Origin of the sequence: Microbacterium sp. KHB019, from assembly GCF_037285405.1 — a bacterium.
Classification (GTDB): Bacteria; Actinomycetota; Actinomycetes; order Actinomycetales; family Microbacteriaceae; genus Microbacterium.
Map to the genome: position 1 here is coordinate 237097 of NZ_JBBDHF010000003.1, position 14241 is coordinate 251337.

Here is a 14241-nt window from a genome sequence, read left to right on the forward strand (position 1 = left end):
TTGCAGGGTGTTCGTACGCTTGCAGGGCGAGAACCTCGACTTTCGCCCTGCATCCGTGCATCGGCCCTGCAGGTGTATGCAAGTCAGTCCGTGGCCCCCGCCTCATCGACGACGACCGGCGCGTTCACGATGTGCGAGATCGGCTTCCACACGAGCAGAAGTGTGATCGCCGCGCCGACGAAAGCGAACCACCATGGCGCGGTCAGGCCCCACACCTGCGCGATCACGCCGCCCAGCGCCGGACCGATCACCATCCCGCCGAAGACGCCGACCATGTTGACCGAGGCGACCCGCCCCTGAAGCGCATGGGGCACGAGCCGCTGCCGTACGGTCGTCGAGATCGTGCCCCACACGAACGCGTAGGTGCCGAAGACGAACATGATGATCAGCGCCCCCCAGCCCGCCGTCGTGAGCGCGAACGCGAGGTGCATGAGCACCTCGAGCGACAGCGCCACTCGCATCAGGGTCGCGAAAGACACATGACGCTCGAGCCACCCGAACGTCAGCGTGGCGAGGATGCCGCCGGCCGCCGATGCCGTGGTGAGCGCTCCATAGCCGACCGCTCCCATGTTGAGATGCTCTGTCGCGTAGAGGACGAGCACGCCCCATGGAGCCGCCCACGTGATGTTGAACGTGAGGATGATCAGCACGAGCATCCGAACAGGCGGGTTGCGCCACATCCATCGAACGCCCTCGGCGATATCGGTGTGCACAGGCGTGCGGGCCTCGGCATCGCGCGGAGGCACAGGGGTCGATGCCATCCGCGAGATCAGCACGACCGCGAGCCCGACGCACACGACCTCGACGAGGAACGGCCAGGCAGCGCCTGCCGCGAACAGGAACGCGCCGATCGGCGGACCGGCGAACTGATTGGCCACCAGATATCCGGCCTGCAGTCGCGCATTGCCGATGCCGAGATCGGCTGGCTTGACGAGCATGGGCAGCAGCGTGCTCGCAGCCGTGTCGACGAAGACCTCAGCCGTGCCGTAGAGGAATGCGACGGCCAGCACGGCCCAGATGGTGGCGGTGCCGGTGACGATGAAGACGCACAGGGTCGCGAGCACGATCATGCGAGCGGCGTTCGCGAACATAACCAGCTTGCGCCGATCGAAACGGTCGGCGACGGCTCCCGCGTGCAGGCCGAAAACCAGCCAGGGCAGGAACTGCATGACGGCCCCAGCGGCGACGAGCACGGGGGAGGACGTCAGCGACGCGATCAGCAGCGGAGCGGCGGCCAGCGCGATGCCGTCGCCGATGTTGCTCGTCCACGACGACGCCATGAGCCAGCGGAAATCACGTCCCAGTCTGCGGGGTGCGATGAGCTCGCCGAGTGTGCGCACCCGTAAACAGTAGTCGGCATGGGGGACAATGGCAGGATGACCGTCACCCTGCTCGGCGCGACCGAGATCCGCCGCCTTGCCGCCGAGCTCGACGTCACCCCCACCAAGAAGCTGGGTCAGAACTTCGTCGTCGACGCGAACACCGTCCGCAAGATCGTGCACGTCGGACGCGTGCAGGCGGGGGAGCGCGTGGTCGAGGTCGGCCCCGGCCTCGGTTCATTGACCCTCGCGATCCTCGAAACCGGGGCATCCGTCACCGCCGTCGAGATCGACCATCGACTGGCTGCTCGTCTGCCGCAGACCGCCGCAGACCACGGCGTCCCCGGCGATGCGCTCACTGTCGTCGATGCGGATGCACTGCGTGTGACCGAACTGCCTGGCGACCCGACCGTACTCGTCGCCAACCTGCCCTACAACGTCTCCGTGCCCGTGCTGCTGCACTTCATGGAGACCTTCCCGAACCTGCAGCGCGGGGTCGTCATGGTGCAGTCCGAAGTCGGCGAACGACTCGCGGCCCCTCCCGGCGGCAAGGTCTACGGCGCGCCGAGCGCGAAGGCTGCCTGGTACGGCTCGTGGCGGCTCGCCGGAACGGTCTCCCGCCAGGTGTTCTGGCCCGTCCCGAACGTCGACAGCGTGCTGGTCGCCTTCGAACGCGACGAGCAGGAGCGCGGCGACGAGGAGCTGCGGCTGGCCACGTTCCGCATCGTGGATGCCGCCTTCCAGCAGCGCCGCAAGATGCTCAGGCAGGCACTCGCAGCCGTGCTCGGGGGGACGGCCGCCGAGGCATCCGCTCTGCTCGAACGCGCCGGCGTCGCGCCGACCGCGCGCGGCGAGGAACTGTCGATCGACGACTTCGTCCGAATCGCGCGCGCGCTGGCCGCTAACCTGGAGGCGTGACCGACTCGCCTCGTTTCCGCTCCGACGTTCCAGAGATCCATCGACCCTACGCGGCCGATGGCTCACGATACGAACAGTTCGCGTATCGGCAGGTCGGGTCGTCCGGGCTCTTCCTACCGCCGATCTCGCTGGGGCTGTGGTGGAACTTCGGCGACAACATCCCGCTCGACAATCAGCGTGCGCTTCTGCGCCACGCCTTCGACCGCGGCATCACGCACTTCGATCTGGCGAACAACTACGGCCCGCCGCACGGCTCGGCGGAGAAGAACTTCGGGCGCATCTTCCGTGAGGATCTCCGCCCCTATCGCGACGAACTGATCATCTCGTCCAAGGCCGGCTGGGACATGTGGCCGGGTCCGTACGGCGACTTCGGCAGCCGCAAGTACCTTCTTGCCAGTGCCGAGCGATCGCTGGCCGCGATGAATCTCGACTACGTCGACATCTTCTACTCGCACCGCGTCGATCCGGTCACTCCCGTCGAGGAGACCGTGGGGGCGCTGGACACGCTGGTGCGACAGGGCAAGGCCCTGTACGTGGGCATCTCGTCGTACAGCGCCGAGCGGACGTCTGAAGCTCTGGCCGTCGCGCGGTCTCTCGGTACGCCGCTCGTGATCCACCAGCCCTCGTACTCGATCCTCAACCGCTGGATCGAGCCGGAGCTCACCGAGACCCTGCGCTCGGAGGGCCTCGGCGCCATCGCGTTCACGCCGTTGGCGCAGGGGCTGCTCACCGACAAGTACCTCGGCGACGGCACCGCCCAGCGTGCGCAGAAGCGCGGGTCGCTGCCGGACAAGCCCCTCTCCGCGGAAGCCCTCGGCATACTGCGATCGTTGAACGAGATCGCCGGCGAACGCGACCAGACCCTCGCACAGATGGCGCTGCAGTGGACGCTGCGTGATCCGGTGGTCGCGTCGGCGCTCATCGGAGCATCCCGTCCGGAGCAGATCGACGAGAACATCGCCGCGGTGAGCGGTCCCGACTTCAGCGCGGAGCAGCTCTCGCGCATCGATGCGCTCGCCGGCAGCATCGACGTCAACCTCTGGTCCGTCTCCTCCTCCCTGTGAGCGCATCGTGACCCGCGAGGCCTTCGCCGAATCCGTGCACGTGCGCGCGCCGGGGAAGATCAACGTCTACCTCGGCGTCGGAGGCCGTCACGACGACGGGTACCACGCGCTGGCGACGGTGTTCCAGGCCGTCTCCCTGTACGAGGACGTCATCGCGACGGACGCGCCCGACTTCACGCTGAGCGTGACTGGCGTCGATGATCCGAGCACGGTGCCTGTGGATGATCGAAACCTCGCGATGCGCGCGGCCAAGATGCTCGCCTCGGCCACCGGCTACGAGGGCGGCGTGCATCTGGAGCTCCGCAAGAGCGTCCCTGTCGCCGGGGGGATGGGTGGAGGTTCGGCGGATGCCGCGGCCGCTCTCGTCGCCTGCGATGCGCTCTGGGGCACCGGGCTCTCGCCGCAGCGACTGCACGAGCTCGCCGCACGACTCGGAGCTGACGTCCCGTTCGCGCTGCATGGCGGAACAGCAGTGGGCACGGGGCGCGGCGACCAGCTCAACCCCGCCCTCGCCCGCGGTCGATTCGACTGGGTGCTCGTCACCAGCGAAGCCGGGCTGTCGACGCCCGAGATCTACGCGCGGCTGGACGCGCACCGCACCGAGATCGGCGCGCTCGCGGACGACCCGCCGATGTCTCTGGATGTGCCGATCCCGGTGCTGCAGGCTCTGCGCGCCGGCGATCCTCACTCGCTCGCAGCATCCATGTTCAACGACCTCGAGGTGTCGGCGCTGCTCGAGCGTCCTGCCCTGGACGACATCATCAACGAGGGCCTGCACGCGGGCGCGCTGAGCGGAATCGTGTCGGGCTCGGGCCCCACGATCGCCTTCCTCTGCGAGACGCCGGATAGCGCCCAGTACGTCCAGGGCGAGCTGCAGAAGAACGGCCGCACGGCGCTGCACGTTCACGGTCCTGTGCCGGGCGCGCGCATCATCTCCTGAGGGGCGGCAGCGACCCGGATCGTGCGGATCGGACAACGGTTCGCGGCCTGGCGCGTGCGCTGATTGTGCCCTGGGGACATAATGGAGAGATCGATGTGACCGTGCACACGCGAAGGAGGCGTTGCGATGGCAGCCTCCGGTGACCGGGCACGTGTGCCCAGCATTCGTGACGTCGCCCGGCTTGCGGGCGTCTCCCATCAGACCGTCTCCCGCGTGCTGAACGAGCATCCGAGCATCCGCCCGGAGACGCGCAAGCGGGTCGAGGACGCGATCTCCGTCCTCGACTACAAGCCGAATCTCGCCGCTCGCGCCCTCGTCACGAGTCGCACCCACACGATCGGCGTGCTCTCGGCCACCATCGGGGAGTTCGGCCCGACGTCGTCGATCGCGAGCATCGAGGATGCCGCGCGGGCCGAGGGCTACTCGGTGACGACGGTGAACCTGCCGGCGACGACGCCGGAGGCCATCGGCGACGCCATCCGGCAGCTGAGCCGTGAGCAGGTCAGTGGGATCGTCGCGCTCGCGCCTCAGGTGCGGGTCTTCAACGTCCTCCGGGGCATGGCCGTCGGCGTGCCGCTGGTCAGTCTGCAGACCGCGTCCGGGTCGGACGGTTTCACGCTCTCGGCCGATCAGGTCGCGGGTGCCAGAGCCGTCACCGAGCACCTGATCGACCTCGGGCACACCGACATCCTGCATCTCGCCGGCCCCCAGGACTGGATCGAGGCCGAATCGCGCATGCGCGGATACCTCGACGCGCTGAGAGAGGCCGATCTGCCGACGTTCCCGCCGATTCGCGGCGATTGGACCGCCGACTTCGGCCATTTCGCGGGCGGCGAGCTCGCGCGGCGACGCGACTTCACGGCGGTCTTCGCGGCGAACGACCTCATGGCGATCGGGCTCATGCACGGCTTCCGGGATGCCGGGATCGACGTGCCGCGCGAGGTCAGCGTGGTCGGGTTCGATGATATTCCGGTCGCGGCACATGTCTGGCCCCCACTGACCACGGTGCATCAGGACTTTCCCGAGCTCGGACGACGGGCCGTCGGCATGCTGCTCGCCGAGATCCGCGGCGAGCGGGCTCCGCAGTACGGCGCCGTCGTGCCCCAGCTGCGGCTGCGTTCATCCAGCGCTGCGCGCTGATTCCGGGGCCTTCCGTCTCGAATCGGCATCGACGACGGCGGTCCACTTGACACGGTGCCCGCATGAGCGCAAGATGGTGTCTCATGTGAACGGTCACATTGAGGGTGGCCGTCAGTTATCGAGGAAGATCCGTGAGCAGCACAGCGACGTTGCCGACCGTGTCAGGTCCGATCCTGGAGATGCGCAGCATCACCAAGGAGTTCCCTGGCGTGAAGGCCCTCTCCGACGTCTCGATCGCCGTACGCGCTGGAGAGATCCACGCCATCTGCGGTGAGAACGGCGCCGGCAAGTCCACCCTGATGAAGGTCCTCTCGGGTGTGTACCCGTACGGCAGCTACGACGGCGACATCCTGCTGTACGGCGAGGAGCAGCGCTTCAAGGACATCGCCTCGAGCGAGCAGGCCGGCATCGCGATCATCCACCAGGAGCTCGCGCTGATCCCCGAGCTCTCGATCACCGAGAACATCTTCCTCGGCAATGAGATCCGTCGCGGCGGCGTCATCGACTGGCGAGCCTCCAAGACCCGGGCGACCGAACTGCTCGCCCGCGTCGGCCTCTCCGAGGACCCCGACATCGCGATCAAGCACCTCGGCGTCGGCAAGCAGCAGCTCGTCGAGATCGCCAAGGCTCTGAACAAGGACGTGAAGCTCCTCATCCTCGACGAGCCGACGGCGGCCCTCAACGAGAACGATTCCCAGCACCTGCTCGATCTGATCCTCGGTCTCAAGGCCAAGGGCATCGCCTCGATCATGATCAGCCACAAGCTCAACGAGATCGAACAGATCGCCGACGAGATCACGATCATCCGCGACGGCCGCACTGTCGAGACGCTCGACGTCACCAGGGGCGAGATCAACGAGGACCGCATCATCCACGGCATGGTCGGCCGCTCCCTCGAGAGCCGGTACCCCGACCGCACGCCCGACATCGGCGATGTGTTCTTCGAGGTCAAGGACTGGTGGGTGCAGCACCCGACCGTCAGCGAGCGCATGGTCGTGAAGGGCTCCTCGCTAAACGTCCGTCGCGGCGAGGTCGTCGGCATCGCCGGGCTCATGGGAGCAGGTCGAACCGAGTTCGCCCGCAGCATCTTCGGCCGTTCGTACGGCACGTTCCTCGGCGGCCAGCTGTTCAAGGACGGCACGGAGATCGAACTCCGCGATGTCGCAAGCGCGATCCACCACGGACTCGCCTATGTGAGCGAGGATCGCAAGAGCCTGGGCCTGAACCTCCTCGACACGATCAAGCGCGCGATCGTCTCCGCCAAGCTGTCGAAGATCGCGAACAACGGCGTCGTCAACGATCGCGAGGAGTTCCAGGTCGCAGAGCGGTACCGCAAGGCGCTCCGGATCAAGACCCCCACCGTCGAGCAGGGCGTCTCGACGCTCTCCGGCGGCAACCAGCAGAAGGTCGTCCTCGCGAAGTGGATGTTCACCGACCCCGACCTGCTGATCCTCGACGAGCCCACCCGCGGCATCGACGTCGGAGCGAAGTACGAGATCTACTCGATCATCAACGAGCTCGCGGCATCCGGAAAGGGCGTCATCGTCATCTCCAGCGAGCTGCCGGAACTGATGGGCATCTCCGACCGCATCTACACCATCTTCGAGGGACGCGTCACCGACTGCATCCCCGCTGACCAGGCCACCCCGGAGGCGCTCATGCGCAGCATGACCTCCACGAATCAGAAGGCGAGCGCATGAGCACCAGCACGACCCCGGCTCAGAAGCACGGGTTCCAGTTCTCCGACATCAGGAAGATGTTCGGCGGCGGCGGGATGTCGTCGCTGCGTCAGTTCGGCATCCTCGGCAGCCTCATCGTCATCGTGCTGTTCTTCGAGATCTTCACGCTGATGCGCAACGGCGCGAACGGCGCGACGCTGACGCCGGGGAACCTCATCAACGTCGTCAACCAGTACTCGTTCATCCTGATCCTCGCCATCGGCATGGTCATGGTCATCATCATGGGGCACATCGACCTGTCGGTCGGCTCCGTGGCGGCCTTCGTCGGCATCATCGTCGCGAAGTCCATGGCCGAATGGAACCTCCCCTGGCCGCTGGCTATCGTGCTGGGCCTCGTCGTCGGCGCTCTGGTCGGCGCGTGGCAAGGATTCTGGGTCGCGTACGTCGGGGTGCCGGCGTTCATCGTGACCCTCGCCGGCATGCTCTTCTTCCGCGGAGCGAACCAGTGGATCGGCGACTCGCAGTCCATCCCGGTCCCGAAGGAGTTCGTCTACATCGGAGCCGGCTACCTGCCTGAGCTCGCGATTCCGCTGGACTTCAACGTGCTGACCATGGTGCTCGCACTCCTCGGCGTCGCCTGGGTGGTCTTCTGGGAGATGCGCACCCGACGCATCCAGCGAAAGATGGGCTCCGACATGGCCCCTGCGTGGGTCAGCACGGTCAAGGTCATCCTCATCTCGATCGTCGTCCTCGCCGCCGGATGGATGTTCGCGACCGGTCGGCCTGGCACCAGCTTCCCGGTCTCGGGCCTCATCCTGCTGGCGCTGGTCATCATCTACTCCTTCGTCACCAACAGCACCGTCTTCGGTCGCCACATCTACGCCGTCGGCGGCAACCGCCAGGCCGCTCGCCTGTCGGGTGTGAAGGACCGCTGGATCGACTTCTTCGTGATGATGAACATGTCGACCCTGGCCGCACTCGCCGGCATGATCTTCGTCGCCCGGTCCCAGGCATCCGGACCCGGTGACGGGAACGGCTGGGAGCTCGACGCCATCGCCTCGGTCTTCATCGGCGGAGCCGCAGTCGCCGGTGGTATCGGAACCGTCATCGGCTCGATCATCGGTGGCCTGGTCATGGGCTTCCTCAACAACGGACTGCAGCTGCTCGGTCAGGGCGCCGACGTCGTCTCGATGATCAAGGGACTCGTCCTGCTCGTCGCGGTCGGCATCGACGTCTGGAACAAGCAGCAGGGCCGGCCGTCGCTCATCGGCTTCATGATGCGCAGGCGGAACAAGGCCGATGCTCCGAACCTCACCGACTATCCCAGCTCAAAATAACCGCACCATCAACACAGAGAAAGAGATCGCATGAAGAAGATCGCACTCGCGGGGACAGCGCTCGTCGCCGCGGCAGCACTCGCACTCACCGGCTGCTCCGGGCAGCGCGGTGGCGGCGACACCGGCACCGACACCGGCTCAGAGGAGACCACCGGTTTCGAGGCAGGATCCACGATCGGCATCGCCCTTCCGGACAAGACCAGTGAGAACTGGGTCCTCGCGGGCAAGCTGTTCGAGGAGGGCCTCGCAGACGCCGGTTTCAAGGCCGACGTGCAGTACGCCCCGGCATCCAACACCGTCGCCGAGCAGCAGAACCAGATCCAGACCATGGTGCAGAACGGCGCCAAGGTCATCGTCATCGGCGCGAAGGACGGCAAGCAGCTGGCCACGCAGGTGCAGGCGGCGCAGGATGCTGGCGCCAAGGTGATCGCCTACGACCGTCTCATCGAGAACACCGAGGCCGTCGACTACTACGTCGCGTTCGACAACTTCAAGGTGGGCCAGCTCCAGGGTCAGGCTCTGCTCGACGGTCTCGCCGAGCGTGCGGGTCACGACGCGCCGTACAACATCGAGCTGTTCTCCGGCTCGCCGGACGACGCGAACTCGGCCGTGTTCTTCGACGGCGCGATGGAGGTGCTGCAGCCCAAGATCGACGACGGCACGCTGAACGTGGTCTCGGGTCAGACCAAGATCGCCCAGACCGCGACCGAGGGCTGGCTGGCCGAGAACGCCCAGAACCGCATGGACACCCTGCTCACCGGCTCGTACAGCGGCGACACGGTGATCGACGGCGTCCTCTCCCCGAACGACACCCTCGCCCGCGCCATCATCACGTCGGTGCAGCAGGCCGGAAAGCCGGTCCCGGTCGTCACCGGTCAGGACTCCGAGGTCGAGTCCGTGAAGTCGATCATGGAGGGCATCCAGTACTCCACGATCAACAAGGACACCACCCTGCTCGTCGAGCAGACCATCAAGATGGTCGGACAGCTCCAGAAGGGCGAGGAGGTCGACGTCAACGACACCGAGCAGTACGACAACGGCGCGAAGGTCGTTCCGGCGTACCTGCTCGACCCGATCATCGTCACGAAGGCGAACGCCGCTGAGGCCTACGCCAACGTGCCGAGCCTGCTGGAGATCGTCGAGTCCTACAAGTAAGTCGACATCGTGCACATGAGCCGTCCGGTCCTTCGGGGCCGGGCGGCTCGCTCGTTTCTGCGGCGGCTACCCTTGAGAGGACATGGCACATCTTCTCGGGGCCGAAGGCCTCCACCTGGAATACCCGACCAAGGTCGTCTTCGACTCGATCACCCTGGGGATCGAGGAGGGCGACAGGATCGGCATCGTCGGTCGCAACGGCGACGGCAAGAGCTCGCTGCTCGCTATGCTCGCCGGGCGCAAGGAGCCGGATGGCGGGCGAGTGACCGTCCGTGCCGGAACCACGATCGGCGTGCTCGACCAGGCGGACACGCTGGATGACTCTCTCACCATCGCGCAGTCCGTCGTCGGCGACGTGCCGGAGTACGAGTGGGCGGGTGACTCCCGAGTTCGCGACGTCATCCAGGGCCTGCTGGCGGACCTGGCCTGGGATGCTCCGGTGAAGGGCCTCAGCGGGGGGCAGCGCCGCCGTGTGGCGCTCGCAGCTCTGCTGGTGCAGGACTGGGACATCATCGCGCTCGATGAGCCGACGAACCACCTCGACGTCGAGGCGATCACCTGGCTCGCCGGTCATCTGAAGAAGCGATGGTCGGCGAACACCGGCGCGTTCCTCGTCGTCACCCACGACCGGTGGTTCCTCGACGAGGTGTGCACCGAGACCTGGGAGGTGCACGACCGCATCGTCGAGCCGTTCGAGGGCGGATACGCCGCGTACATCCTGCAGCGCGTCGAGCGCGACCGGATGGCCGCAGCGACCGAGGCGAAGCGTCAGAACCTCGCGCGCAAGGAGCTCGCGTGGCTGCGTCGTGGCGCGCCGGCCCGAACGAGCAAGCCGAAGTTCCGCATCGATGCGGCGAACGAGCTCATCGCCGATGTGCCCGAGATCCGCGACAAGGTCTCGCTGCAGTCGCTGGCCACGTCGCGGCTCGGCAAGGACGTCGTCGATCTGCTGGATGCCGGCGTCGCGTACGGTGACGTCGAGATCCTCCGCGACGTCGAGTGGCGCATCGCGCCGGGGGAGCGCACCGGCATCCTCGGCGTGAACGGTGCGGGCAAGTCCACTCTGCTCGGCCTCGTCGCCGGCACCATCGAACCCACCAGCGGTCGAGTCAAGCGCGGTAAGACGGTGCAGGTGCGCACTCTCACCCAGCGCATCGACGAACTCGAGCAGCACTGGAACGACCCTGTCCGCACCGTCATCGCCGGGCTCCGGACGGAGTACACCTTCGGCGCCGGATCCAAGTCGCAGGACCTCACGCCGGGGCAGCTCCTCGAGCGGCTGGGATTCTCATCCGCTCAGCTGTCGACGCAGGTCAAGGACCTCTCGGGCGGTCAGCAGCGGCGCCTGCAGCTGTTGCTCGTGCTGCTCGACCAGCCGAACGTGCTGATCCTCGACGAGCCGACCAACGACATGGACACCGACATGCTCGCCGCGATCGAGGACCTCCTCGACTCGTGGCCCGGCACGCTGCTCGTCGTCAGCCACGACCGGTACTTCCTCGAGCGCGTCACCGACCAGCAGTACGCCGTGATGGGAGGCCACCTGCGGCACCTGCCCGGCGGCGTGGACGAGTATCTGCGCCTTCGCGCGGCATCCGCCCCGGGTGAGGCCGCGAAGACGCCGGCCGCTTCCAAGACCCCGACGCTCTCCGGCGCAGACCTGCGCGCCGCCCAGAAGGAAATCGCGGCCCTGGAGCGGAAGATCCAGAAGCTCACGCAGCAGATCGACAAGGCCAAGCACGGCCTCGTCGACCACGATCAGTCCGACTATGCGGGCCTCGCCGAGAAGATGAAGAGCATCGCGGCGCTGGAGGCCGAGGTCGAGGAGAACGAGATGCGCTGGCTCGAGCTCAGTGAGCAGCTCGATTGAGTGTGTGACGCGTTCGTGACACCGTGACGCTCTGTGACAGCTGGATTCCGCATCGACACGGTCGCCTGCTTACCGTTGAGGCATCCCACCAGGAAGGTTCTGTCCATGTCTCGTCGTATCGTCTCCGCTGTCGCCGCGCTCGCCGCGCTCCCTCTCGTGATCGGCCTGGCCGGCTGCGCCACAGCCTCCGAGAACCCGGGCGGTGGCGAGAACGAGGTCGTCAAGATCGGCGTCGTCGGCAAGTCCGATGAGCAGTGGCCCGCATTCGTGGATGCCGCGGCCGAAGAGGGCATCACCGTCGAGCTCGTCGACTTCGGCTCGTACGAGCAGCCGAACCCCGCGCTGACCGAGGGCGAGCTCGACCTCAACCAGTTCCAGCACATCGTGTACCTCGCGCAGTACAACGAGGCCTCGGGTGAGGATCTCACCCCGATCGGATCGACCGCGATCTACCCGCTGGGCCTGTACTCGCAGAAGTACGACGACGTGAAGGACATCCCGAAGGGCGAGACCGTCGCCGTTCCCGATGACGCCTCCAACCAGGCACGCGCACTGCTCGTGCTGCAGTCCGCGGGCCTCATCGAGCTGAAGAGCGGCGGCACGATCTTCTCCGACCTCGCGGACGTCGACGAGTCGGCATCCAAGGTCAAGGTCCAGGCCCTCGAGGCCGCGCTCATCCCGACCTCGCTTCCCGACGTCGCCGCCGCGATCATCAACAACGACTTCGTCACACAGGCTGGTCTCTCCTTCGAGGACGCGATCGCGCAGGACGACCCGTCCGACCCGAACGCGCTGCCGTACGTGAACATCTTCGCGGCGCGCGCCGACGATGCCGAGAACGAGACATACCTGAAGCTCGTGGAGATCTTCCAGACCGATGAGGACGTGCAGGCGGGTCTGCTGAAGTCCTCCGGCGACACTGCGGTTGCGCTGCAGACGCCTGTCGCCGACCTCGTCGAGTCGCTGAAGACGGTCCAGAAGGACGTTGCGGCCAACGGCTGATCAGCACACCGTGAAAGAATCGGGCGGCGCCTTCGTGCCGCCCGATTCTTACGTCCAGCTCAGAGAACCACCGGAGAACCCATGCCGATCGTGACACTCGAGAACGTCTCCAAGGCGTATCCGCCGTCGAGCCGCGACGCGCAGCCCACCGTCGCGGTCGACGATGTGTCCCTGCAGGTCGAGAAGGGCGACGTCTTCGGCATCATCGGCTACTCGGGCGCCGGCAAGTCGACTCTCGTCCGCCTGATCAACGCGCTCGAGCCTGCCACCGACGGGACGATCACCGTCGACGGCACCGACATCACAGCCCTGAGCGAACGCAACCTGCGCGGAGTCCGCAGCGGCATCGGCATGATCTTCCAGCAGTTCAACCTGTTCGCCGCGAAGTCGGTTCGTGCGAACGTCGCCTATCCGCTCAAGCTCGCCGGGTGGTCGAAGCCCGACATCGACGCGCGCGTCACAGAGCTGCTGTCGTTCGTGGGGCTCAGCGACAAGGCCCGTGCGTATCCGGAGCAGCTCTCCGGCGGTCAGAAGCAGCGGGTCGGCATCGCCAGGGCTCTGGCCACCCGGCCGGCCATCCTGCTGGCCGATGAGGCGACCAGCGCCCTCGATCCGCAGACCACCCACGAGGTGCTCGACCTGCTCAAGCGGGTGAACCAGGAGCAGGGCGTCACGATCGTGATCATCACGCACGAGATGGACGTCATCCAGACCATCGCCACGAAGGTCGCCGTGATGGATTCCGGTCGCGTGATCGAGCAGGGCGAGGTCTTCGAAGTGTTCTCGAACCCGCAGCATCCGGCGTCTCAGCGGTTCGTCGGAACCGTCATCAAGGGCATTCCCTCGCCGGCGGAGAGCGCCGTGCTGCGCGAGCGGCACCGCGGCCGCATCGTCACCTTCTCGTTCCGTGACGGCGACTCATCCCAGGCCCAGGTCTTCCTCGACCTCGCCGCCGCAGGGCTGGAGTTCGAGCTGATCTACGGCGGCATCAACGACATCAGAGGTCGCGCGTTCGGTCACCTCACGCTCGCCATCCGAGGGGCGGATGCCGCGATCGACAGCGCCCTCGCCCAGATCGGCTCGCACGTGACGGTGACCGAGATCACGGAAGAGTCCGGATTCGACGGGGCCGGATTCGACGGGGAGGTGCGCTGATGGATCGCCTCATCGAACTGCAGAGCGAGTTCTGGCAGGCCGCTGTCGAGACGCTGTACATGACGTCGTTCGCACTCGTGCTCGGCGGCATCCTGGGCCTCGTCATCGGCGTCGCCACCTACGCCACGCGAGCAGGCGGCGTGCTGCCGAACCGCCCGGTGTACCTGGTGGTCAACCTCCTCATCAACTTCTTCCGGCCGATCCCGTTCGTGATCTTCCTCGCCGTGCTGCAGCCGTTCACACGGGTCGTCGTCGGGACGGGTATCGGCGTGACGGCAGGAGCGTTCGCGATCGGCATCGCCGCATCGTTCGCCATCGGTCGAATCGTCGAGCAGCATCTCGTCTCCGTGCCACCCGGTGTCGTCGAGGCGGCCCGGGCGATGGGGGCAGGGCCGTGGCGGATCCTCTTGACCGTCGTCATCCCCGAGGCGCTCGGGCCCCTGATCCTCGGCTACACGTTCATCGTCGTCGCGGTCATCGACATGACGGCGATGGCCGGAGCGATCGGCGGCGGAGGACTGGGTGCGTTCGCCCTGATCTACGGCTTCCGCCAGTTCGAGCCTGTGGTCATGTGGGCCGCGATCGTCCTGATCGTCGTGTTCGTGCACCTCGTGCAGATGCTCGGCACGTGGCTGGCGCGCCGGGTGATGCGCCGCTGAGCG

General features: G+C 66.7%; 12 protein-coding genes. 11 read left to right on the forward strand and 1 reads right to left on the reverse strand.

Translation table 11 applies throughout. From position 1 onward, the window contains the following. Positions 1-83: 83 nt before the first annotated feature. Positions 84-1340: an MFS transporter gene (locus KHB019_RS12410; protein WP_337459109.1), complete on the reverse strand. Its 1257-nt coding sequence runs from the start codon at positions 1338-1340 to the stop codon at positions 84-86. A 36-nt stretch (positions 1341-1376) separates the two neighbouring features. Here KHB019_RS12410 and rsmA point away from each other — a divergent pair, with 36 nt between their 5' ends. The 11 genes from rsmA to KHB019_RS12465 all read left to right on the forward strand — a co-directional run bounded on the left by rsmA (position 1377) and on the right by KHB019_RS12465 (position 14238). Further along, the gene (gene rsmA / locus KHB019_RS12415; RefSeq protein ID WP_337459110.1) at positions 1377-2237 is read left to right on the forward strand and encodes a 16S rRNA (adenine(1518)-N(6)/adenine(1519)-N(6))-dimethyltransferase RsmA; all 861 of its coding nucleotides are present in this window, start codon (positions 1377-1379) and stop codon (positions 2235-2237) included. Next, positions 2234-3301, forward strand: coding sequence for an aldo/keto reductase (locus tag KHB019_RS12420; protein WP_230103480.1), 1068 nt, complete (start codon positions 2234-2236; stop codon positions 3299-3301). The genes rsmA and KHB019_RS12420 overlap by 4 nt, the downstream gene beginning before the upstream one ends. 4 nt (positions 3302-3305) lie before the next feature. Next, on the forward strand, positions 3306-4241 hold the full coding sequence (locus KHB019_RS12425; protein WP_443193214.1) for a 4-(cytidine 5'-diphospho)-2-C-methyl-D-erythritol kinase: 936 nt from the start codon (positions 3306-3308) through the stop codon (positions 4239-4241). Positions 4242-4367: 126 nt separating this feature from the next. Then, positions 4368-5381: a LacI family DNA-binding transcriptional regulator gene (locus tag KHB019_RS12430; RefSeq protein ID WP_230103478.1), complete on the forward strand. Its 1014-nt coding sequence runs from the start codon at positions 4368-4370 to the stop codon at positions 5379-5381. 179 nt (positions 5382-5560) lie between these two features. Then, positions 5561-7081, forward strand: coding sequence for a multiple monosaccharide ABC transporter ATP-binding protein (mmsA, locus tag KHB019_RS12435; protein WP_290368268.1), 1521 nt, complete (start codon positions 5561-5563; stop codon positions 7079-7081). Further along, the gene (mmsB, locus tag KHB019_RS12440) at positions 7078-8397 is read left to right on the forward strand and encodes a multiple monosaccharide ABC transporter permease (protein ID WP_230103477.1); all 1320 of its coding nucleotides are present in this window, start codon (positions 7078-7080) and stop codon (positions 8395-8397) included. The genes mmsA and mmsB overlap by 4 nt, the downstream gene beginning before the upstream one ends. Positions 8398-8427: 30 nt before the next feature. After that, on the forward strand, positions 8428-9552 hold the full coding sequence (locus tag KHB019_RS12445) for a substrate-binding domain-containing protein (protein WP_230103476.1): 1125 nt from the start codon (positions 8428-8430) through the stop codon (positions 9550-9552). Positions 9553-9634: 82 nt separating this feature from the next. Further along, on the forward strand, positions 9635-11422 hold the full coding sequence (locus KHB019_RS12450) for an ABC-F family ATP-binding cassette domain-containing protein (protein WP_325471855.1): 1788 nt from the start codon (positions 9635-9637) through the stop codon (positions 11420-11422). Between the two features lie 105 nt (positions 11423-11527). Next, positions 11528-12424, forward strand: coding sequence for a MetQ/NlpA family ABC transporter substrate-binding protein (locus tag KHB019_RS12455; protein WP_230103474.1), 897 nt, complete (start codon positions 11528-11530; stop codon positions 12422-12424). 81 nt (positions 12425-12505) lie between these two features. Next, positions 12506-13579 carry a methionine ABC transporter ATP-binding protein gene (locus KHB019_RS12460; protein ID WP_230103473.1) on the forward strand — a complete coding sequence of 358 codons (1074 nt, stop codon included), beginning with the start codon at positions 12506-12508 and terminating at the stop codon, positions 13577-13579. Continuing rightward, a complete protein-coding gene (locus tag KHB019_RS12465; RefSeq protein WP_337459111.1) occupies positions 13579-14238 on the forward strand; it encodes a methionine ABC transporter permease in 660 nt (219 codons plus the stop codon). Before KHB019_RS12460 ends, KHB019_RS12465 begins: the two co-directional genes overlap by 1 nt. The last annotated feature ends 3 nt before the right edge of the window (positions 14239-14241 follow it).